Origin of the sequence: Streptomyces sp. NPDC096152 (assembly GCF_044763235.1) — a bacterium.
In the GTDB taxonomy this organism is placed as follows: Bacteria; Actinomycetota; Actinomycetes; order Streptomycetales; family Streptomycetaceae; genus Streptomyces.
The window spans coordinates 372,272-392,433 of sequence record NZ_JBIWFW010000006.1; the positions used below are offsets into that span (position 1 = coordinate 372,272).

A 20,162-nucleotide genomic window follows, 5' to 3' on the forward strand; every position below is an offset into this window, starting at 1 on the left:
CCATTTCTCCTGCGCCGCTGTCCAGTTGATCCGCTGCGTTCACGCTGTGTCGGCGACACAGCGTAGCGGTCGTGATCTTCGCATCGGCATCCGATTCCCGCCTCGGCACGCTCGCCAGGCAAGATGGGGGCGTGACCCTCATCGATCAGCTGCCGCCGACCGCAGACCCCGACGCCCTCTACGAAGCCTTCGAGTCGTGGGCCCAGGACCGCGGTCTCACGCTCTACCCCCACCAGGAGGAGGCGCTGATCGAGGCGGTCTCGGGCGCGAACGTGATCGTCTCGACGCCGACCGGCTCCGGCAAGAGCATGATCGCCGCCGGTGCGCACTTCGCGGCGCTGGCCCGGGACGAGGTCACCTTCTACACCGCTCCGATCAAGGCGCTGGTCTCGGAGAAGTTCTTCGAGCTGTGCAAGCTCTTCGGCACCGAGAACGTGGGCATGCTCACCGGTGACGCCTCCGTGAACGCCGACGCGCCCGTCATCTGCTGCACCGCCGAGGTGCTGGCGTCGATCGCGCTGCGCGACGGCAGGAACGCGGACGTCGGCCAGGTCGTCATGGACGAGTTCCACTTCTACGCGGAGCCCGACCGCGGCTGGGCCTGGCAGATCCCGCTGCTCGAACTTCCGCAGGCGCAGTTCATCCTGATGTCGGCCACGCTCGGCGACGTCTCCTTCTTCGAGAAGGACCTCACCCGCCGCACGGGACGCCCCACCGCTGTGGTCCGCTCGGCGACCCGCCCGGTGCCCCTGTCCTACGAGTACCGGCGCACCCCGCTCACCGAAACGCTCACCGACCTGCTGCAAACCCGGCAGGCGCCGGTCTACATCGTCCACTTCACCCAGGCCCAGGCCGTGGAGCGGGCGCAGGCGCTGATGAGCATCAACATGTGCTCGCGCGAGGAGAAGGAGCAGATCGCCGAGCTGATCGGCAACTTCCGCTTCACCACCAAGTTCGGCCGCAACCTCTCCCGCTACGTGAGGCACGGCATCGGTGTCCACCACGCCGGCATGCTCCCCAAGTACCGGCGTCTGGTGGAGAAGCTCGCCCAGGCCGGACTGCTGAAGGTGATCTGCGGGACGGACACGCTCGGCGTGGGCGTCAACGTCCCGATTCGCACGGTGCTGTTCACGGCGCTCACCAAGTACGACGGCAGCCGGGTGCGCACCCTGCGTGCCCGTGAGTTCCACCAGATCGCCGGCCGCGCGGGACGTGCGGGTTTCGACACGGCGGGCTTCGTGGTGGCGCAGGCCCCCGAGCACGTCATCGAGAACGAGAAGGCGCTCGCCAAGGCGGGCGACGACCCGAAGAAGCGGCGGAAGGTCGTCCGCAAGAAGGCGCCGGAGGGTTTCGTCGGCTGGTCCGACACCACCTTCGACAAGCTGATCGCCTCCGAGCCCGAGCCGCTGACGTCCCGCTTCCGGGTGACGCACACGATGCTGCTGTCGGTGATCGCCCGCCCCGGCAACGCCTTCGAGGCGATGCGGCGTCTGCTGGAGGACAACCACGAGCCGCGCAAGCAGCAGCTGCGGCACATCCGGCGCGCGATCGCCATCTACCGCTCCCTGCTGGACGGCGGCATCGTCGAGAAGCTCGACCGGCCGGACGCGGAGGGCCGCATCGTCCGCCTCACCGTCGACCTGCAGCAGGACTTCGCGCTCAATCAGCCGCTGTCCACCTTCGCCCTGGCCGCGTTCGAGCTCCTCGACCCGGAGTCGCCGTCCTACGCGCTGGACATGGTCTCGGTCGTGGAGTCCACGCTGGACGATCCGCGGCAGATCCTCGCCGCTCAGCAGAACAAGGCGCGCGGCGAGGCCGTGGCCGCGATGAAGGCGGACGGCGTCGAGTACGAGGAGCGCATGGAGCGGCTCCAGGACGTCACCTACCCGAAGCCTCTGGAGGAGCTCCTCTTCCACGCGTACAACACGTACCGCAAGAGCCACCCCTGGGTCGGTGACCATCCGCTGTCGCCGAAGTCCGTCATCCGGGACATGTACGAACGGGCGCTCTCCTTCACGGAGTTGGTTTCCTTCTACGAGCTGGCCCGCACCGAGGGCATCGTGCTGCGCTACCTGGCCGGCGCCTACAAGGCCCTGGAGCACACCATCCCGGACGATCTGAAGTCCGAGGATCTCGAGGACCTGATCGCCTGGCTCGGGGAGATGGTGCGTCAGGTCGACTCCAGCCTGCTGGACGAGTGGGAGCAGTTGGCCAATCCGGAGGTGATGACCGCCGAGGAGGCCCAGGAGAGGGCCGACGAGGTCAAGCCGGTCACCACCAACGCCCGTGCCTTCCGCGTCCTGGTGCGCAACGCGATGTTCCGCCGCGTCGAGCTCGCCGCGCTCGACCAGGTCGACGAGCTCGGCGAGATGGACGCCGAGTCCGGCTGGGACGCCGAGGCCTGGGGGGAGGCGATGGACAAGTACTGGGAGGAGTACGAGGACCTCGGCACCGGTCCCGACGCCCGCGGCCCCAAGCTGCTCGTGATCAAGGAGGAGCCGCAGAACGGCCTGTGGCGCGTTCGGCAGATCTTCGACGACCCGAACGGCGACCACGACTGGGGCATCGGCGCCGAAGTCGATCTCGCCGCGTCCGACGCCGAGGGCCGGGCGGTCGTCCGTGTCACCGACGTCGGCCAACTGTGAGCACAGGAGAAGCCCCCTCATGACGAACCCGGCCGAACGACTCGTCGATCTGCTCGACCTGGAGCAGATCGAGGTCAACATCTTCCGCGGCCGCAGCCCGCAGGAGTCCCTGCAGCGGGTCTTCGGCGGGCAGGTGGCGGGCCAGGCTCTGGTGGCCGCCGGTCGCACCACGGACGGCGAGCGGCCGGTGCACTCGCTGCACGCGTACTTCCTGCGCCCCGGCCGGCCAGGGGTGCCGATCGTGTACCAGGTCGAGCGGGTCAGGGACGGACGGTCCTTCACGACCCGCCGGGTCACCGCCGTGCAGCAGGGCCGCACGATCTTCAATCTGACCGCCTCCTTTCACAAGCCTGAACAGGGAAGCTTCGAACATCAGCTGCCGCCGGCCCGCGAGATCCCGGACCCGGCGTCGCTGCCGACGGTCACGGACGAGATCAGGGAGCATCTGGGCGCGCTGCCGGAGCAGTTGGAGCGCATGGCGCGCCGCCAGCCCTTCGACATCCGGTATGTGGACCGGCTTCGCTGGAGCGCGGACGAGGTGAAGGATGCCGAGCCGCGCAGCGCCGTGTGGATGCGCGCGGTCGGACCGCTCGGCGACGACCCGCTCGTCCACACCTGCGCGCTGACCTACGCCAGTGACATGACGCTGCTGGACGCGGTGCGCATTCCGGTCGAGCCGCTGTGGGGGCCTCGTGGCTTCGACATGGCGTCGTTGGACCATGCGATGTGGTTCCACCGGCCGTTCCGCGCGGACGAGTGGTTCCTGTACGACCAGGAGTCGCCGATCGCCACCGGCGGCCGGGGCCTGGCCCGCGGGCGCATCTACGACAGGGAGGGGCGGCTGCTCGTCTCCGTCGTCCAGGAGGGGCTCTTCCGGGCGCTGTAGGCAGGTGCGGGCCGCGGCCGTGAGCTGCGGCCAGGGTGGCTCAGGCCCCTCTGCGGAAGAGCCGGCCCAGCAGTCCGCGTGAACGCTCCGGCCGCCCGGGCGCCACCCGGTGCTCCTCCGGTGCCGGAGCGGTGTCCCGGCCGGTCGGGCGGGGCGCGGGCCGGTGGGTTCGCGCCTCTTCCAGCATCCGCGCCAGGTCGGCCCGGAGCCAGCCGATCTCGTCCGGACTGTCAGCCGTCATGATCCGCTCGGTGAGGTGGGCGGTGGGCGATCCGGGCGCGCCGTGGGCGGGGAGTTGCGGCCCGAAGCGACGCAGGTGGGCGCGTTCGTAGGGATCCCTGACGATGTCCGACACCTGGACCGGGGCGAGCAGTGAGGCCACGGCGGCGGCCCGCTCCCAGGGGCCGTCGGCCTGACGCAGCAGGAAGCCCAGGTGGCGTCCGCGCCAGTTGCGGGGGCGGAGGTCGAGTCCCCCGTCGAGTTGGTCGCGCAGGCCCTCGGGCAGGGGGCGGCTCAGCAGCGAGGCGTTCTTCGCGTCGGCCCTGAACTGCCGCAGTTCATCGGCCAGATACAGCCACACCACGGCCCGGTAGCGGTTGAAGTAGAAGCTGACCGGCACCAGCAGGCCCAGGCGGGCGAACCTGGTGAACCTGGCACCGGTCACGTCCATGATGGCCGCGCCCTGCCCGGTGCCGACGGCTTCGACGCGCTGGTGCAGTGTTCGCGGAAAGCCGTCCTGAGCGCGCAGCCGGTCGACCTCGGCGTGGGCGACGCGGCGGCCGCCGCCGCCCTCGTCGGGGACGGTGCGGATGTGACCGAGGTGGACGGCGAGATCGAATGCGCCGCGCTTCAGGCCCAGTTCGCGTGCGGCGCGGCTCTGCGTGAAGTCCGCTTCCCGCTTCCCACCGGCCTGCACGACCGTGGGCGTGACCTCGTGCGTGATGGTGTTGCCGGACATGTTCGCCCCCGTGGAGTGTGTGGCCCGCGCCGTGTGCGCCCGCCTGGAAAAACGGTAGCGGGGGTCGCGGATCTCGGCGCGAGCCTGTGGACAACTCCACGGGGGACGACGAACGTGCAGGTCAGAGGTCTGAGCCCGGAGTTCGCTCGGGTTGGCGGGCGTCCACGTCGAGATGCTCGCCGACCCGGTTCACGAGCAGGGTCATCTCGTAGCCGATCTGGCCTATGTCGGCCTCGGCACCGCTGAGCACGCACAGGCAGCTTCCCGCGCCGGCCGCCGTGACGAACAGCACCGCGTCGTCGAACTCGACCATCGTCTGACGCACTCCGCCCGCGCCGAAGTGGCGTCCCGAGCCCTTGGCGAGGCTGTGCAGCCCGGAGGAGACGGCCGCCAGATGTTCCGCGTCCTCCCGTCGCAGCCCGGTACTCGCGCCCGTGACCAAACCGTCGTTGGACAGGACCAAGGCGTGCCGTACGTGTTCCACCCGTTCGGTCAGATCGTCGAGCAGCCAGCCGAGCGTCTGGTTCTGTGCCATGATGCGGTCTCCCCGTGTGATGTCTCCTCCTGGTCCGGGAGGATCTCCCGCCAGCCTTCCCCAGGACCGCGGTCCCGGCAAGGAGGATGGGGACATGGCACAGAAGATGTCCGATGAGGAATGGCAGGCGTTCGTCTCGCACGGGACCCGCACCGGCAAGCTGTCGACCGTCCGGGCCGACGGGAGCCCGCACGTGGCGCCGATCTGGTTCCTGCTCGACGGGGACGAGGTGGTGTTCAACACGGGGAAGGAGACCGTGAAGGGGCGCAACCTGGCCCGCGACGGCAGGGTCGCCCTGTGCGTGGACGACGACCGGCCGCCGTTCACGTTCGTCGTGCTGCACGGCCGGGCCCGGCTCTCGGAGGACCTCGACGAGGTGCGGCGCTGGGCCACCCGCATCGCGGGCCGCTACATGGGCGAGGACCGCGCCGAGGAGTTCGGTGCCCGCAACGGCGTGCCGGGCGAGCTGCTGGTGCGGGTCGCCGTCGACAAGGTGGTGGCGCTGAAGGATCTGACCGGCTGAGGGCGGCCGGCCGGAGTCCGGAGCGTCGACCGCCGAAGCCGGACCGGGTCAGCCGACGGAGGCGAGAAGCCGGGCGGTGTGCATGCGCCCCGCGTACTCGACGAGTTGGATGAGCACGTCCTTGCCCGAGGCGCGGTCCCGGGCGTCGCAGACGACGACCGGCGTGCCCTCGTCGAGGTCGAGGGCACGGGAGACGTCGTGGGCTCCGTGGACGCGGGCGCCCGCGAAGCGGTTGACGGCCACCACGAACGGGATCTGCCGGTGCTCGAAGTAGTCCACCGCCGGAAAGCAGTCCTCGAGCCTCCGGGTGTCCGCGAGGATCACCGCGCCCAGGGCGCCGCGCGCCAGTTCGTCCCACAGGAACCAGAAGCGGTCCTGCCCCGGCGTCCCGAAGAGGTACAGGAACAGGTCGGACCGGATGGTGATACGGCCGAAGTCCATGGCGACGGTCGTGGTGACCTTCTGGTTCACCCCATGGGTGTCGTCCACCAGCCGGCCCGCCTGGCTGAGCACTTCCTCGGTGCGCAGCGGACGGATCTCGCTGACCGCGCCCACCAGGGTGGTCTTGCCCACGCCGAAGCCGCCGGCGACCAGTATCTTCAACGCCAGGGGACCCGTCTCGCCGTCCGGGGCAGCGGAGTGCTCGGAGACCATGGATCACTTCTCTCAGGTGGGGCGGCAGTCGACGTCGGTGACGCATCCGGCGCACCCCTGTGGCGTCCGCGTGCGAACGGGTGCGGCAATGCGAAGTCAGCATGATGACAACTACGGCACTCGTTCGAGGGATCGGACCGCAATTTCTCCGTTGTGACCGTCTCGCGCCCCTTCGGGGCCGGGACGTGCCCGCACCTGGGACATGTGCCGTCGCACGAAGGTCTGATCCTGCGCCCGTGCGCGTGTCGTCGTCCGCGGCGGTGCGGGATCATGCGGAGCATGAGCGACGACCACACACACGTCCGAGAGTTCTTCACCGCCCGGGCCGCCGACTGGGACAGCCGCTTCCCCGACGACGCCCCCGCCTATGCGGCCGCGGTGGCCGAGCTGGGGTTGCGCCGGGGCGACCGTGTGCTCGACGCGGGCTGCGGCACCGGCCGCGCGCTGCCCCCGCTGCGCGCGGCCGTGGGCCCCACGGGAGTCGTGGTAGGGGCCGATCTGACGCCGGCCATGCTGCAGGCCGCGGTACGGGCCGGGCGGGACCGGTACGGGCGGCTGGTGCTGGCCGATGTGAGTGCGCTTCCGCTGCGGCCCGAGTCGCTCGACGCCGTGTTCGCCGCCGGTCTGATCGCGCACCTTCCGCATCCGGCCGGGAATCTGCGGGAGTTGGCCCGCGTGGTGCGCCGCGGCGGCATACTGGCGCTGTTCCACCCGATCGGCCGCGCGGCACTCGCGGCGCGTCAGGGCCGCAGCATCACACCGGACGACCTGCGTGCGGAGCCCAACCTGCGCCCGTTGCTGGCCGGTTCGGGATGGCGCATGACGTCGTACGCGGACGAGGACACGCGCTTCCTGGCGCTGGCCGTGCGCGAAGGCTGACCCGGCGGCATCCTCACCGCCGCGCGGGTCACGTCGCAGGCCGGACCCGTCTGACCGCGCGCCGCGATCGCGTCACTCGTCGGGGGCGCCTGATGAAGCGCCGTTGTGGCGCACCGGGCAGCCGCGCACGCCGGGGACCGGACGGGTGCCGAGGTCGGCCGGCCGGTAGCCGCCCGGATAGCTCTTGATCTCCCAGTTCTGCCGCGCGAAGTGCGGAGCCCTGCGCGGCGGAAGCAGGCGCACGGCGCGCCCCCGGGCCCGCACGGCGCCGCGTACCACCGCTCGGGCGAAGGCGGGCGGGGGCTCGTAGCGGAAGGCCCGCAGCAGGGGTTCGTCGAGCAGGGCGAGGGTCGAGGCGCGCAGCACCGGCGCGAGGGGGCGCGGATACCAGGAGGTCATCAGGTCGAGGGTGGCGTCGGAGACCCGCCGGGCCTGCTCGTCCCAGCCGAAGTGGGCCTTCTCGTAGGCGTCGAGGTGCGACTCGAACTCCTCGTAGGACTCGGGGATGTCCTTGATGCCCAGGTGACGGCCGAGAGTGCGGTAATGGACGGCGGACGCGACGACTTCGTGCTGGGAGAGCCTGCGCCATCCGTAGGCGTCGATCCAGCGCCGGGGCATGACCACGAAGGTGCAGAGCACGTAGCGCATGTCGTCGTTGCTGATGTCGTAGCTGCGGTGCATCTGGTTGATGCGGCGGATGGCGGTGCGCGCCTGATCGCTGCCGAAACCGTGTTCGACGACGGCGTCGAGGAGGAGCGCGGTGTCGTCGTAGCGCTTCTGTGAGCGGTCGGTGAGTTCCGCCGTCTCCGCGAGCAGCCGGCCGATGCTCGGCACCGCATAGGTGCGGTAGAGCGCCAGTTCGAGCGAGCGGGTGAAGTCCCAGGGGAACTCGTAGGCGGCGGTGAGCCTGAGGATCTCCGTCGCGTCGGCCACCGGGTCCATCCGGCGAATCCGCCCGAGCCGCTCGAAACGCTTCAACCCGCCCCCCTTATGCCGTCGGAGCTTCAACTCTACGTTGAGGAGCAGCACATGAGCGATCGGCGCCGCACACCACACTGGGGCAAGGTGGTCCGCATGTTCAGCAACCTCCGCACGTCCTTCACCAGGATCTTCACCTCTTCACGTACGGAGCCGAAGCGGGGGCGGGACACGCGCACGCCCAACCTCTTCGAAGCCGCTGCCGCCTATGTTTCGGCCTGCGCGGAGGACGACCAGGACCGGATGGACGAGGCCGCGACCTGGGTGTCTCCGGAGGCGCTGTCGTTCGGGGTGAGGGAGCTGGCGTGCCGTGCGGTGATCGTCCTGGCGCGGGAGCGCGACGAGTCACCGGGGAGGATGGCACGGACCTTGCTCGGGCTCCCGGCAGCCCGGACCATGGACGCGTGACGGCCGTTTCGCCCACCTCCAGGCGGAAAACTGCAGGTCCGCCCGCACACGGAGTCGTGACAAGCGCCTTCCGCTCGCACTAGGGTGCGCGCCGTTGGACGAACCGATGGGGAGGCTGGGATGGCCGGGACGGACGAGGAAGCCGTCGCCGCCGCGGACGACGCGCTCTATGTGCTCACGGCGGTGCTGCTGACGCCTGCGCAGTTCCCGAGTGTGCTGGGTGACGACTATCCGGAGGCCTGCGCGGCGCTCGGGCTCGCGCCGCGGGCCGACGGGTACGGACTGGTGCTCGGCCAGGACGGTGCCGGGGCGCGATGGACGGTCGTCATCGACGACGTGTCGCTGGTCGCCGTGGCCATCGCCTCCTGGGACTGCGGAATGGAGTACGACCTGTCGCCCGACGAGCGCACGGTCCTCGCCGCCCTGCCGGGGTGGCCGCTCGCGGTCGCCGTCGCGGCTCCCGGGGTGCCCGCGCCGCACGATCCCGGACCGGAGGCCGCGGACGGGCCGCCGCTGGCGCCGCCGGACACCAGCGTCTGGGGGCCGGCCCAGCGCCGACTGGGCGCCGACGAGATCGCGTTGCAGTGGGCGGTGTGGCGCGGGCAGATCGACGACACCGGCTTCCCCGCTCGGGACGGTGGGTCCGCGGCGGGCGACGGCCCGTCCGGGACGGCCGGCGAGGAGGCCCCTGAGAGGGCCGGTGAGGTCGGCTCCGGGGGACACGGCGGCATCCGGCGCGTCCTGGCGGAGGCGCACGCCTACGTCGACTCGCCGCCGCCGCTGGGCCGCGTCAGGTCCTCCTTCGCTCCCGGCGACGCGAGGACCCTGCGGGTGGACGGCCCCGGCTGGTCGATGGTGGCCCGGACCGACGACATCGCCTTCGTCCTCCTCGACGAGGAGCCCGGCGAAGTCCTGCCGGTCGGCCGCGGCCCGGAGCTGCCCGGTCTGCTGGAGGCCCTCGACAAGCTGGCGGTGCGCCCCAGCTGAATTCGGCTGCGCCGCACGGTACTTCGACACCGAAGCATGTCTTCCTCGGCCATGCCGGGATCTCACTCCATGTGGTCCCGGCCCATGGATGACACGGAAGCGGGACAGCACCATGGGGCAGCTCCGGGCTCCACCGCCCGGTGCTGTCACGCCCGCCCCGTCGTGCCCTGGAGGCTTTCATGCGTCTGTCCCGAGGTGTCCCGCTCGTTGCCGCCGCCCTGGTGGCGGCGGCCGTCACGTGGCCGGTTCCCGCCGGCGCCGCGGCCGGCGCCGCCGGGCACTGCGTCCGCCAGGAGCGGGTACGGGTGCCGGGCGCGGCCTTCCAGCAGAGCGCCTGCCTGCCGGACCTGACCACCACGGGGCTCGCCGGAACCCCGTACACGGACACCGCCGACCAGGCGGGGCTCACGGCCCGGGCGACGCGGACGCCCTCGGGGGTGCCCGGTGTGCAGATCGACGGCTACTTTCCCGACTCCTCCCAGTTCAACGCCACGCACGGCTGGAAGCACGACGCGCAGTTCGTGATCCGGCTGCCCGACCACTGGAACGGCGGGCTCGTCGTCACCGGGGCGCCCGGCACCCGCAAGCAGTACGCCACCGACAAGGCGATCTCGGACCAGGTGCTGGCGCGCGGCTACGCCTACGCGGCGACCGACAAGGGCAACAGCGGGGCCGACTTCTACCGCGACGGCACCCGGCCCGGTGACGCCATCGCCGAATGGAACGCCCGGACCACGCAGCTCACCCGGGCCGCCAAGCGCGCCGTCGCCCAGCGCTACGGGCACGCCCCGCGCCGTACGTACATGACCGGCATCTCCAACGGCGGCTACCTCACCCGCTGGCAGCTGGAGAACCACCCGGAGCTGTACGACGGCGGCGTGGACTGGGAGGGCGCCCTGTGGACGGCCGACGGCCCCAACCTGCTCACCTCGCTGCCCACGGCGGTCGGGCACATCCTGGGTTCGGCCGGCGACGAGGACATGTACGCGGCGGGCTTCGCGCGGGGCTCGGAGTTCCTGTGGCCGTACCACGAGAAGGTGTACTGGGGCGTCACGCAGAAGATCTACCGCGCCGAGTTCGACCCGGGGTACGACGCCGGCTGCCCGGGCCCGTCCGCGGGGAGCACCGCGGAGCAGATCCTGGCGCCGTGCGCCTCGGACGCGGCGTACGACTACGCGTCCCGTCCGGCGTCCGTCCACCGGGCCGTGGAACGCGTCGCGCTGACCGGCCGGATCGGCAGGCCGCTGATCACGCTGCACGGCGACCTGGACGCCCTGCTGCCCAAGGCCGCGGACTCGGACGTGTACGCGCGCATGATCGACGCGAGCGGACGGGGAGGCATGCACCGGTACTACACGATCCAGGACGGCACGCACGTGGACGGGCTGTACGACACGTACCCGGACCGGCTGCGGCCGATCCTGCCGTGCTACCGGTCGGCGTTCGACGCGCTGGTGTCATGGGTCGAGCGCGGCACCGAGCCGCCCGCGGACCGGACCGTGAGCAGGCCCGCGGGCGAGGACGTGGTGAACTCCTGCGACGTGGGCGGGACCACGGCGGGGCGGTGACGCCTCAGCGGCCCAGCTCCTTGCGGCCGACGCGGCGCAGCCGGCGTCGCTGCGAGGGGTCCAGCGCGAGGTAAGCGGCGGCCGGGACTCCCAGGACGATCAGCAGCGCGGCCCACCAGGGCAGCCAGATCAGCAGGATGAGCCCGGCCGCCACACCTCCCGCGGCGATCTTCGCGTTCTTCGACATCTGTCGCCTCCTTCGCGGCCACTGCCGCTCTCTGTGGTGAGAACGGGCCCGCGCGTCCGGCAGTTCCGGAACACGACCCCGAGATGCCCCTGAGACATCCCTGAGGCGCCCCGGGGACGTGACCGGGCCGGAGAGGTGCCCGCTCCGTCCTGGGCTCGCCCACCGGGGACAGGCCGACTGGTGGCGGATGCCCGGCATTCACCCACCCGTCGCCCGGAGTTGCCTCCGAGGGCCAACTCTGACCGCAGTCAGCACACTTGGCCTCAAGGAGGTTCGATGTCCCCCTTCGCCCCGGTCCGGCGCCGCGTCCACCACTCCCTCGCCGCGGGGGTTCCCCTCGCCCTGGTGGGCGTCCTCACGGCGGCGGGAGCCGTGGCGGCAGCCCCTTCCACAGGCGCCTCCGTCACCCGCACCGCGACCCTCGGCGACATCCCCCTCGGCGCGTTCAGCAACGCGCTCCTCCCGGGCACGGTGGACGACGACCGGGGTGTGGACCTCGGTGGCATCGGCAGCGACATCTACCCGGCGGGCCGCAAGGGCGAGTTCTGGACGGTCACCGACCGCGGGCCCAACGGACAGATCAAGGTGGACGGCAAGAAGCGGCGCACGTTCCCCGTGCCGGGCTTCGACCCGGCGATCGTGAAGGTTCGGGTCTCCGGGGACAGGATCGAGGTGCTGGACGCGATCGCCCTCACCACGTCCTCCGGCGAGCCCGTCACCGGGCTGCCGAACCAGGCGGGGCGCGACGAGGCGCCGTACTCCTTCGACGCGGGCACGCAGCTGTCGTACGACCCGAACGGTCTGGACACCGAGGGCATCGTCCGGGCCGGTGACGGCTCCTTCTGGCTGGTGGACGAGTACGGCCCCTCCCTCGTCCACGTCTCCGCGCGCGGGAAGGTGCTCACCCGCTACGTGCCGAAGGGGCTCGGTCTCACCGGCACCGGCTACCCGGTGGTGGAGGCACTGCCGTCCGTCCTCCTGCACCGGAAGATCAACCGCGGCTTCGAAGGGCTGGCCCAGCTCCCGGACGGCGACCTGGTGATGGCCCTGCAGAGCCCGTTGTCCCTGCCCGACGCAGGCACGGGAGACGCCTCGCGCACCACCCGGCTGCTGCGCTTCTCCCCGGGGAGGCAGGCGGTCACCGCGGAGTACGCCTACCGCTTCGATCCGGTGGGCGTGGTCGATCCGGGCGAGGACGACCCCTCCGAGCTGAAGATCTCCTCGGTGGTCGCCGTGGGCCGGAACCGCCTGCTGGTCGAGGAGCGTACCGACAGGAGGGCCCGACTGCGGCTGGTGAAGCTGGAGCGCGACGCGGACATCCTCGGTGGCCCCTGGGACGACGACGAGACGTCACCGTCGCTGGAGCAGCTGGACGACCCGGCGGCCTCCGGGGTGCCGGTGCTCACCGGGCGCCTGGTCGTCGACCTGGGCTCGGTCGCCGGAGTGCCGGGGAAGATCGAGGGCATCGCGCGCGTGGGCGAGGACACCCTCGCCCTCATGAACGACAACGACTTCGGGATGACGGACGGCCCGGGCGCGTTCGACGCGCAAGGCCGGCTGGTCGACAGCGGCACCGAGACGACGGTGACCTACGTCCGTCTGCCGCACCGGATCTGATCGGCCGTCAATCAGTTCTGATCGGCCGTCACTGCGGCCCACGGCCGTGGAGCGCCCGAAGCGGCGACTCGCGGTCGCCCGGGCGGCCGACGGTTCGCCGTCCATGTCGCGGCGCCCTCCCTGCGCGGGCGCCGCGCGAGCCGGCACACCATCCGCGCCCGACGCCGGGCGGGCTCCCACTGGTGCCGCACGGGCGCATGCGGACCGGCACCCGAACCGAACGCGCGAGTCGGCACCCGAGCCGCACGCGCGCGATGCGGGCCGACAGGAGCCCCGCACGCGCGCGCGTGCACGCCGATGGCCGGCCTCAGCCGCGCGCGCCCAGCAGATGGTCCATCGCCAGCTGGTCCAGCCGTTCGAAGGCCATCCCCCGTGCGGCGGCAGTCTCCACGTCGAAGTCCTCGAAGGCCGACCGGTCCGTGAGCAGCGCCTGGAGGCCGTCCGCGGCCGTGGGCTGGGCGAGCTGGTCCAGCCGGGACGCCCGCAGGGCCTCCTGGACCTCGGGGTCGGCCCGGAAGGCTGCCGCGCGCTCCTTGAGGATGAGGTAGTTGCGCATGCAGCCCTCCGCCGACGCCCAGACGCCGTCCAGGTCCTCGGTCCGCGGCGGCTTGAAGTCGAAGTGGCGCGGGCCTTCGTAGCCGGCGCTCTCCAGCAGGTCGACGAGCCAGAAGGCGGCACGCAGGTCACCCGCGCCGAAGCGGAGGTCCTGGTCGTACTTGATGCCGGACTGGCCGTTGAGGTCGATGTGGAACAGCTTGCCCGCCCACAGGGCCTGCGCGATGCCGTGGGGGAAGTTCAGCCCGGCCATCTGCTCGTGGCCGACCTCCGGGTTCACGCCGTAGAGCTCCGGGCGCTCCAGGCGCTCGATGAACGCCAGGGCGTGGCCGACGGTGGGCAGCAGGATGTCGCCGCGCGGCTCGTTCGGCTTGGGCTCGATGGCGAAGCGCAGGTCGTAGCCCTGCGCGACGACGTACTCCCCGAGGAGGTCGAACGCCTCCTTCATGCGGTCGAGGGCGACGCGGACGTCCTTGGCGGCGCCGGACTCGGCGCCTTCGCGCCCGCCCCAGGCCACATAGGTCTTCGCGCCGAGTTCCGCCGCCAGGTCGATGTTGCGGATCGTCTTGCGCAGCGCGTAGCGGCGTACGTCGCGGTCGTTCGCGGTGAAGGCGCCGTCCTTGAAGACGGGGTGCGTGAAGAGGTTGGTGGTCGCCATCGGCACGGTCATGCCGGTGGTGTCGAGTGCCTGACGGAAGCGCTTGATGTGCGACTCGCGCTCGGTGTCCGAGGACCCGAAGGGGATGAGGTCGTCGTCGTGGAAGGTCACCCCGTGGGCACCGAGTCCGGCCAGGCGCTGCACCGTCTCGACCGGGTCGAGGGCGCGGCGCGTGGCGTCGCCGAACGGGTCCCGTCCCTGCCAGCCGACGGTCCACAGGCCGAAGGTGAACCTGTCCTCGGGGGTGGGCTGGTAGCTCATGCCGCGGCTCCTTGCTCGCTTGCGACTATTTCGTCATGGCGATTTACAAATTAATATGCGAACGCTTCCCTGGGAAGGGACCAGACGACCCCGACGGGGCAGATGCGCGGGTCGACGCGACCCGGGCACCGTGAGAACACCAGGTCAGATCCCCGCGAGCCGCGGAAGAGGGAGAGCCGATGTCAGCAGCCGAGGGTCCGCTCGTCGTCGGTGTGGACTCGTCCACCCAGTCCACCAAGGCGCTCGTCGTCGACGCGGCCACCGGGCAGGTCGTGGCGAGCGGCCAGGCACCGCACACCGTGTCCTCGGGGGCCGGCCGCGAGAGCGACCCGCGCCAGTGGTGGGACGCCCTGTGCGCGGCACTGCACCAGTGCGGTGAGGCGGCGCACGAGGCCGCGGCCGTGTCGGTCGCCGGCCAGCAGCACGGACTCGTCACCCTCGACGCCCGGGGCGAGCCTGTGCGGTCCGCCCTGCTGTGGAACGACGTGCGCTCGGCCCCGCAGGCCCGCCGCCTGGTCGAGGAGCTGGGCGGCCCGAAGGCGTGGGCGGAGCGCACGGGCAGCGTGCCCGGCGCCTCCTTCACCGTCACCAAGTGGGCGTGGCTGGCGGAGAACGAACCGGAGGCGGTGCGGTCGACGGCGGCCGTACGTCTCCCCCACGACTACCTCACCGGGCGTCTGACCGGGCTGGGCACGACCGACCGCGGTGACGCCTCGGGAACGGGTTGGTGGGCGTCCTCCACGGAGTCCTACGACGACGAGATCCTCGCCCACGTGGGACTCGACCCCGCGCTGCTGCCCCGCGTGGTGCGGCCCGGCGAGGTGGTGGGGACCGTGCGCGACAGCCACGACCTGCCGTTCTCCAGGGGAACCCTGGTCGCGCCGGGCACCGGCGACAACGCCGCGGCCGCCATGGGTCTGGGACTGCGCCCCGGGACGCCGGTGCTGAGCCTCGGTACGTCGGGCACGGTGTACGCGGTGTCGCGGCACCGTCCCGCCGACCCCTCCGGCACGGTGGCCGGCTTCGCCGACGCCCGCGGGGAGTGGCTGCCGCTGGCCTGCACTCTGAACTGCACACTCGCCGTCGACCGCATCGCCGCGCTGCTGGGCCTGGACCGGGAGGCCGTCGAGCCCGGGGCCGGGGTCACCCTGCTCCCGTTCCTGGACGGCGAACGGACCCCCAGCATGCCGCACGCCTCCGGGCTGCTGCACGGACTGCGCCACGACACGACCGCGGGTCAGTTGCTGCAGGCCGCGTACGACGGCGCCGTCCACTCACTGCTCGGCGCGCTCGACCTGGTCCTCGACCGGGACGCAGACCGCACCGCGCCGCTGCTGCTGATCGGCGGCGGCGCCCGGGGCACCGCCTGGCAGCAGACCGTGCGGCGCCTGTCCGGGCGGCCTGTCCAGGTGCCCGACGCCAAGGAGCTGGTCGCGCTGGGCGCCGCGGCCCAGGCGGCCGGCGTGCTGACCGGCGAGGATCCGGCCGCCGTCGCCCGCCGCTGGAGGACGGCCGACGGTCCGGTGCTGGACGCCGTGGAGCGGGACGAGGCGGCGCTGACCAGGATCGCCGCGGTACTCTCCGACGCGTCGCCCCTGCTGGAGCGGGAGGCGGGCACCCGGTGACGGACACCGTGTGACGAACACGCCGGGAAGGACACCACGAGCCGGGCGCCCCGTCACAGGCGTCCGGTGACAGACGCCCGGCCGGGCCCGTGACGGACACCTGCCAACCGGACACGACCCACGGCCACGGCCGACCGGCACGACTGCCGGACATGACAGACGGACACGATCGAGGACGGACGGAGGCATGACCGCACCGCTGCACGAGGCACGCACGGCCGGTTCCGGGGGCGCCCGCGCGACCGGTCCCGGGCATGCACTGCCCGACACCCAGCAGGGCATGCGCCGCCGCAACCTCGCCCGGGTCATGCACACCGTGAGCGCCGGGGGCCCCGTGTCGCGCGCCGCGGTCGCCTCCCGCATCGGACTCACCCGTGCGGCGGTGTCGACCCTCGTCGACGAACTCATCCGCTGGGGTCTCCTGGAGGAGCTCGGCCCCGAGCGGCCCGGCCGGGTGGGCCGCCCCGGTTCGGCACTCGCCGTCAGTGGACACGGCCCGGCGGGGCTCGGCGCGGAGGTGGGCGTGGACCACCTGGCGGCCTGCGTGGTGGATCTGCGCGGTGAGGTGCGGGCGCGGGCCGTCCGGCACGGCACCAACCGGGGACGCTCCCCCGGCCCGGTGACGAGGGAACTCACCGCGCTGATACGTCAGGTCGTCGCCGAGGCGGAGCAGCAGGGCCTGTGGCCGGCGGGGCTCGCCGTCGCGGTGCCCGGTCTGGTCGCCCGCGACGGCCGCACGGTCGTCCGCGCCCCGAACCTCGACTGGCACGACACCGACCTCGGTCCCCTGCTGCCGCCCGCGTACCCGCTGACGGTGGACAACGAGGCCAACTTCGGCGGTCTGGCGGAACTCTGGCTCGGCGAGGGCACACCACGGGACTTCCTGCACGTGTCGGCTGAGATCGGCATCGGCGCCGCGGTGGTCGTCGACGGGCAGTTGCTGCGTGGAACGCGCGGCTTCGCGGGCGAGTTGGGTCATGTACCGGTCCAGCCCGAGGGGCCGGCGTGCCCGTGCGGCGGGCGCGGATGCCTGGAGCAGTACGCGGGCGAGGAGGCGGTGCTGCGAGCGGCCGGCCTGGAACCGGCCGAGGACCGGGTAGGGTTGCTGGCCCGGCGCGCCGGCGGGGGCGACGAGGACGTACGGCGGGCCCTGCGCGCGGCGGGTACGGCTCTCGGTGTCGCGCTGACCGGGGCCGTCAATCTGCTCGACCCCGAGGCCGTGGTGCTGGGCGGCGCGCTGGCCGGGCTCGCGCCCTGGCTCCTGCCTTCGCTGGAGGCGGAATTGGCCGGGCGCACCGCCGGGCCCGCCTGCCCGGTGTCCGTCTCCCGGCTGGGCCCCGAAGGTCCGCTGCTGGGCGCCGCCCACTCGGTGGTGCGTGCCGTCCTGGACGACCCGGCGGCCGTGGCCGGACTCGGCTGATCCGAGCCCGCGGACCGCGCTCCGGTACCCGGAACGGGCCTGGTGCACGGACGGACCTGGTTCACGGACGCCGACAGCGGTAGGCGCAGCCCCGAACGGGTCCGATTCCCGGCACACGTCACTCGTCGAGTAGCCGATTCACCCGTCCGGGTGGCCGAGTTGTCCACAACTTCCCGCCCGTCCACGGATGCACGCAGCGCTCTTCTGCCCGACCCGCCAGGGCCGTACCGTGAATCACGCGAGGCGCTGCCGTCGAGTCGGGTCGACGGCGGACGTATCGGGGTGGACGAGGGGGTTCACATGTCGGGGGACACGACTGTCGGACTTCGGCGCGACGCCATCGGGCTGCGCGAGGTCCTGTTCCAGAGCATCACGGCCATGGCACCGGCCGCGGCGGTCGCCGCGTCCATCCCGTCGGGCGCGGCCTTCGCGGGCGGCAGCCTGCCGCTGTCGGTGCTGATAGCGCTGGTGGCCTGCCTCTTCACGGCCACGTGCGTGGCCGAACTGGCGCGTGAACTGCCCGCCGCAGGGTCCGTGGCCACCTACGCGGCACAGGGGCTGCACCCCGCGATCGGCTTCCTCGTCGGCTGGGGCTATGTGTTCGTCGAGGCGCTGGTGCCGCCCCTGCTGCTCCTGCAGCTCGGCTTCACCACGGCGGGCACACTGCACCAGGAGTGGCCGTCGTACTCGACGGACCTGTGGTGGCCGTGGTCGCTCGCGGGCGCCGCCGTCATCGCGGCGACGGGCTGGTTCGGCGTGCGGGCCTCGGCCCGCCTCGGCACGGTCCTCGGTGTCTTCGAGGTCCTGGTCTTCCTGGTCTTCGCCCTCTGGCTGATCGGCAAGGCCGGCGGGGACAACACCCTTTCGGTGTTCGGCACCTCGCACACGGCCAAGGGACAGGAGGGCCTCGGTGGCGTCTTCGCCGGATCGGTCTACACGGTGCTGGCCTTCGCCGGGTTCGAGGCCGCCGCGCCACTCGCCGAGGAGACGCGGGATCCGCGCCGGACGATGCACCGGGCGGTGCTGGGTGCCGCCCTCGCGATCGGGCTGTTCTACGTCGTCACCACGTACGCGATGACGGTGTACTTCGGCCCCGACCGCTTCGCGGCTTTCGGCGCCTCGGATGCCGCCTCCTGGGAAGGCGTGGCTCGGGCGTCGTTCGGCCTCTTCTGGGTGCTGGTGTTCCTGGCCGTGGTCAACTCCACCGTCGCCAACGCCAACGCGTGTGCGAACGTCTCCACGCGGACGGCGTTCGCCCTGGCCCGGATCCGGGTCCTGCCCCGCGTCCTGGCCACCCTGCATCCGAAGCACCGCTCCCCCGTCGCCGGGACAGCCGTGCAGAGCGCGGTGGCGGTCGCGGCGGTGCTGGGGCTCGGGTTCGGCTACGACCCCGTCACGGCGTTCCTGCTACTGGCCACAGTGATCGTCACCGTCGTCATAGGCGTCTACATCGTGGTGAACGCGGCCTGCGCCGGCTATTTCCTGCGGCGTCGGCGGGAGGCGCTCAGACCGGTGCGGCACCTGGTGTTCCCCCTGCTGGGCACCGCGGCCTTCGTCCCGGCGCTGCTCACCGCGGCCGGACTACCCGTCTTCGACTTCGTCTCCGAGCTGACGGCGCCCGTCTCGTACGCCGGTCCGGTCGTCGGCGTCTGGATGGCGGCGGGACTCGCGGTACTCGTCGTACTGATGCGGCGTCACCCCGAGCGCGTGGCCGAGACCGCCCGCGTCCACCTCGACGATTCCCCCTCCACCCGCCACAGGCAGAACGAGAACGGAGCTGTGCAGCGATGAGCGACCCCCGCATCCTGACCGTGCGGCCCGAACCGGGCGAGTACGCCTGGACGTTCGGCGGCGCGCCGCCGGTGGCATGCATCGCGCCGGGCACGGTGCTCGACCTGTACACCGAGGACTGCTTCGCCGGGCGGGTGCGCTCCGAGAAGGACCTGGTGTCCGAGGTGTGCGAGTTCCCGTACCTCAACCCGCAGACCGGCCCCTTCCACGTGGAGGGGGCGGAGCCCGGGGACACGGTCGCGGTGCATTTCGTGTCCATCGAGCCGGCCCGCGACTGGGCGGCCTCGACGACGGTCCCGCTGTTCGGCGCGCTCACCTCCACGCACACGACGGCGACCCTGCAACCGCCGCTGCCCGAGACCGTGTGGATCTGGCAGCTGGACCGGGCGCGGCGCACCGCACTCTTCAGGGCCCACGACAGCGACCTCGAGGTCGAGCTGCCCATCGACCCGATGCACGGCACCGTGGGGGTGGCCCCCGCCAACCTGGAGGTGCGGTCCGCGCTGGTGCCCGACGCCCACGGCGGCAACATGGACACGCCGGAGATGCGGGCGGGCGTCACCTGCTATCTCGGGGTTAACGTCGAGGGCGCGCTGCTCAGCCTCGGCGACGGACACGCCCGGCAGGGTGAGGGCGAGACCTGCGGAGTCGCCGTCGAGAGTGCGATGAACACGGTCGTGATCGTCGAGCTCCTCAAGGGCGTGGCCACCCCCTGGCCGCGCCTGGAGTCGGACACGCACATCATCTCCACCGGCTCGGCCCGTCCGCTGGAGGACGCCTTCCGGATATCCCAGCTCGACCTGGTGCAGTGGCTGGTGCGCGACTACGGCTTCAGCGAGCTGGACGCGTACCAGTTCGCGACCCAGGCGGTGGAATCGCCGCTTGCCAACGTCTGCGACACCAACTACACGTGCGTGGCCAAGCTCCGCAAGGAGTGGCTGCCCGTGCGCGAGACTCACCGCGGACTGCACGCGCGGCTGCGCGAGACGGCGGCGGCACTCCGGCGCTGACCGCAGCCTGTGCGCCG

At 72.0% G+C, this 20,162-nt stretch carries 18 protein-coding genes; 12 read left to right on the forward strand and 6 right to left on the reverse strand.

The features are described from left to right. Nucleotides 1–131 precede the first annotated feature (131 nt). Nucleotides 132–2,645, forward strand: coding sequence for a DEAD/DEAH box helicase (locus ACIQ9G_RS22210; RefSeq protein WP_403612180.1), 2,514 nt, complete (start codon nt 132–134; stop codon nt 2,643–2,645). Nucleotides 2,646–2,664: 19 nt separating this feature from the next. Then, nucleotides 2,665–3,531, forward strand: a complete 867-nt coding sequence (locus tag ACIQ9G_RS22215) for an acyl-CoA thioesterase (protein WP_392193308.1) — start codon at nt 2,665–2,667, stop codon at nt 3,529–3,531. Nucleotides 3,532–3,571: 40 nt separating this feature from the next. On the opposite strand, the gene ACIQ9G_RS22220 is transcribed toward ACIQ9G_RS22215, so the two are convergent. Together ACIQ9G_RS22220 and ACIQ9G_RS22225 are read right to left on the reverse strand one after the other, a co-directional pair. Then, nucleotides 3,572–4,489, reverse strand: coding sequence for a DUF6397 family protein (locus tag ACIQ9G_RS22220; protein WP_403612184.1), 918 nt, complete (start codon nt 4,487–4,489; stop codon nt 3,572–3,574). A 121-nt stretch (nt 4,490–4,610) separates the two neighbouring features. Then, nucleotides 4,611–5,024 (reverse strand): roadblock/LC7 domain-containing protein, encoded by a 414-nt coding sequence (locus ACIQ9G_RS22225; protein WP_403612187.1) that lies wholly within the window; start codon nt 5,022–5,024, stop codon nt 4,611–4,613. Nucleotides 5,025–5,118: 94 nt separating this feature from the next. Between ACIQ9G_RS22225 and ACIQ9G_RS22230 the strand changes: the two genes are divergently transcribed. Further along, on the forward strand, nt 5,119–5,547 hold the full coding sequence (locus ACIQ9G_RS22230) for a PPOX class F420-dependent oxidoreductase (RefSeq protein WP_403612189.1): 429 nt from the start codon (nt 5,119–5,121) through the stop codon (nt 5,545–5,547). Between the two features lie 48 nt (nt 5,548–5,595). Here the strand turns inward: ACIQ9G_RS22230 and ACIQ9G_RS22235 are convergent, their stop codons facing one another. Beyond that, entirely contained in the window at nt 5,596–6,201 is a 606-nt protein-coding gene (locus ACIQ9G_RS22235; RefSeq protein ID WP_403612192.1) for a GTP-binding protein, read from the reverse strand. Between the two features lie 279 nt (nt 6,202–6,480). On the opposite strand from ACIQ9G_RS22235, the gene ACIQ9G_RS22240 reads away from it, so the two are divergent. Beyond that, complete coding sequence (locus tag ACIQ9G_RS22240) at nt 6,481–7,080, forward strand: class I SAM-dependent methyltransferase (protein ID WP_403612195.1); 600 nt, start codon at nt 6,481–6,483, stop codon at nt 7,078–7,080. Between the two features lie 72 nt (nt 7,081–7,152). Here the strand turns inward: ACIQ9G_RS22240 and ACIQ9G_RS22245 are convergent, their stop codons facing one another. After that, nucleotides 7,153–8,058: an oxygenase MpaB family protein gene (locus ACIQ9G_RS22245; protein WP_403612198.1), complete on the reverse strand. Its 906-nt coding sequence runs from the start codon at nt 8,056–8,058 to the stop codon at nt 7,153–7,155. A gap of 96 nt (nt 8,059–8,154) precedes the next feature. On the opposite strand from ACIQ9G_RS22245, the gene ACIQ9G_RS22250 reads away from it, so the two are divergent. From ACIQ9G_RS22250 to ACIQ9G_RS22260, 3 genes are all read left to right on the forward strand, one after another. Then, entirely contained in the window at nt 8,155–8,466 is a 312-nt protein-coding gene (locus ACIQ9G_RS22250; RefSeq protein WP_403612637.1) for a hypothetical protein, read from the forward strand. A gap of 120 nt (nt 8,467–8,586) precedes the next feature. Further along, nucleotides 8,587–9,453: a hypothetical protein gene (locus ACIQ9G_RS22255; protein ID WP_403612200.1), complete on the forward strand. Its 867-nt coding sequence runs from the start codon at nt 8,587–8,589 to the stop codon at nt 9,451–9,453. Between the two features lie 179 nt (nt 9,454–9,632). Then, entirely contained in the window at nt 9,633–11,021 is a 1,389-nt protein-coding gene (locus ACIQ9G_RS22260; protein WP_403612202.1) for a tannase/feruloyl esterase family alpha/beta hydrolase, read from the forward strand. Between the two features lie 4 nt (nt 11,022–11,025). Here ACIQ9G_RS22260 and ACIQ9G_RS22265 read toward each other — a convergent pair whose 3' ends face one another. Next, nucleotides 11,026–11,208, reverse strand: coding sequence for a hypothetical protein (locus ACIQ9G_RS22265; RefSeq protein WP_129796572.1), 183 nt, complete (start codon nt 11,206–11,208; stop codon nt 11,026–11,028). A gap of 276 nt (nt 11,209–11,484) precedes the next feature. On the opposite strand from ACIQ9G_RS22265, the gene ACIQ9G_RS22270 reads away from it, so the two are divergent. After that, nucleotides 11,485–12,825 (forward strand): esterase-like activity of phytase family protein, encoded by a 1,341-nt coding sequence (locus tag ACIQ9G_RS22270; RefSeq protein WP_403612205.1) that lies wholly within the window; start codon nt 11,485–11,487, stop codon nt 12,823–12,825. Between the two features lie 307 nt (nt 12,826–13,132). Here ACIQ9G_RS22270 and xylA read toward each other — a convergent pair whose 3' ends face one another. After that, nucleotides 13,133–14,299 (reverse strand): xylose isomerase, encoded by a 1,167-nt coding sequence (xylA, locus tag ACIQ9G_RS22275; protein ID WP_403612207.1) that lies wholly within the window; start codon nt 14,297–14,299, stop codon nt 13,133–13,135. Between the two features lie 179 nt (nt 14,300–14,478). Here xylA and xylB point away from each other — a divergent pair, with 179 nt between their 5' ends. The 4 genes from xylB (at nt 14,479) to ACIQ9G_RS22295 (ending at nt 20,145) form a co-directional block, all read left to right on the forward strand. After that, nucleotides 14,479–15,924, forward strand: coding sequence for a xylulokinase (gene xylB, locus ACIQ9G_RS22280; RefSeq protein WP_403612210.1), 1,446 nt, complete (start codon nt 14,479–14,481; stop codon nt 15,922–15,924). Nucleotides 15,925–16,111: 187 nt separating this feature from the next. Next, the gene (locus ACIQ9G_RS22285; protein WP_403612212.1) at nt 16,112–17,344 is read left to right on the forward strand and encodes an ROK family protein; all 1,233 of its coding nucleotides are present in this window, start codon (nt 16,112–16,114) and stop codon (nt 17,342–17,344) included. Nucleotides 17,345–17,644: 300 nt separating this feature from the next. After that, nucleotides 17,645–19,135 (forward strand): APC family permease, encoded by a 1,491-nt coding sequence (locus tag ACIQ9G_RS22290; protein WP_403612215.1) that lies wholly within the window; start codon nt 17,645–17,647, stop codon nt 19,133–19,135. Continuing rightward, nucleotides 19,132–20,145, forward strand: a complete 1,014-nt coding sequence (locus tag ACIQ9G_RS22295) for an acetamidase/formamidase family protein (protein ID WP_403612217.1) — start codon at nt 19,132–19,134, stop codon at nt 20,143–20,145. The genes ACIQ9G_RS22290 and ACIQ9G_RS22295 overlap by 4 nt, the downstream gene beginning before the upstream one ends. Nucleotides 20,146–20,162: the final 17 nt, after the last annotated feature.

What these genes read in the sequence shown, in the direction of transcription:
- ACIQ9G_RS22290 (WP_403612215.1), top strand. Translation starts at nt 17,645, where the DNA reads ATGTCGGGGGACACGACTGTCGGACTTCGGCGCGACGCCATCGGGCTG.
- ACIQ9G_RS22230 (WP_403612189.1), top strand. Translation starts at nt 5,119, where the DNA reads ATGGCACAGAAGATGTCCGATGAGGAATGGCAGGCGTTCGTCTCGCAC.
- ACIQ9G_RS22240 (WP_403612195.1), top strand. Translation starts at nt 6,481, where the DNA reads ATGAGCGACGACCACACACACGTCCGAGAGTTCTTCACCGCCCGGGCC.
- ACIQ9G_RS22215 (WP_392193308.1), top strand. Translation starts at nt 2,665, where the DNA reads ATGACGAACCCGGCCGAACGACTCGTCGATCTGCTCGACCTGGAGCAG.
- xylB (WP_403612210.1), top strand. Translation starts at nt 14,479, where the DNA reads ATGTCAGCAGCCGAGGGTCCGCTCGTCGTCGGTGTGGACTCGTCCACC.
- ACIQ9G_RS22295 (WP_403612217.1), top strand. Translation starts at nt 19,132, where the DNA reads ATGAGCGACCCCCGCATCCTGACCGTGCGGCCCGAACCGGGCGAGTAC.
- ACIQ9G_RS22260 (WP_403612202.1), top strand. Translation starts at nt 9,633, where the DNA reads ATGCGTCTGTCCCGAGGTGTCCCGCTCGTTGCCGCCGCCCTGGTGGCG.
- ACIQ9G_RS22255 (WP_403612200.1), top strand. Translation starts at nt 8,587, where the DNA reads ATGGCCGGGACGGACGAGGAAGCCGTCGCCGCCGCGGACGACGCGCTC.
- ACIQ9G_RS22225 (WP_403612187.1), bottom strand. Translation starts at nt 5,024, where the DNA reads ATGGCACAGAACCAGACGCTCGGCTGGCTGCTCGACGATCTGACCGAA.
- ACIQ9G_RS22270 (WP_403612205.1), top strand. Translation starts at nt 11,485, where the DNA reads ATGTCCCCCTTCGCCCCGGTCCGGCGCCGCGTCCACCACTCCCTCGCC.
- ACIQ9G_RS22235 (WP_403612192.1), bottom strand. Translation starts at nt 6,201, where the DNA reads ATGGTCTCCGAGCACTCCGCTGCCCCGGACGGCGAGACGGGTCCCCTG.
- ACIQ9G_RS22265 (WP_129796572.1), bottom strand. Translation starts at nt 11,208, where the DNA reads ATGTCGAAGAACGCGAAGATCGCCGCGGGAGGTGTGGCGGCCGGGCTC.
- ACIQ9G_RS22250 (WP_403612637.1), top strand. Translation starts at nt 8,155, where the DNA reads ATGTTCAGCAACCTCCGCACGTCCTTCACCAGGATCTTCACCTCTTCA.
- xylA (WP_403612207.1), bottom strand. Translation starts at nt 14,299, where the DNA reads ATGAGCTACCAGCCCACCCCCGAGGACAGGTTCACCTTCGGCCTGTGG.
- ACIQ9G_RS22285 (WP_403612212.1), top strand. Translation starts at nt 16,112, where the DNA reads ATGACCGCACCGCTGCACGAGGCACGCACGGCCGGTTCCGGGGGCGCC.
- ACIQ9G_RS22220 (WP_403612184.1), bottom strand. Translation starts at nt 4,489, where the DNA reads ATGTCCGGCAACACCATCACGCACGAGGTCACGCCCACGGTCGTGCAG.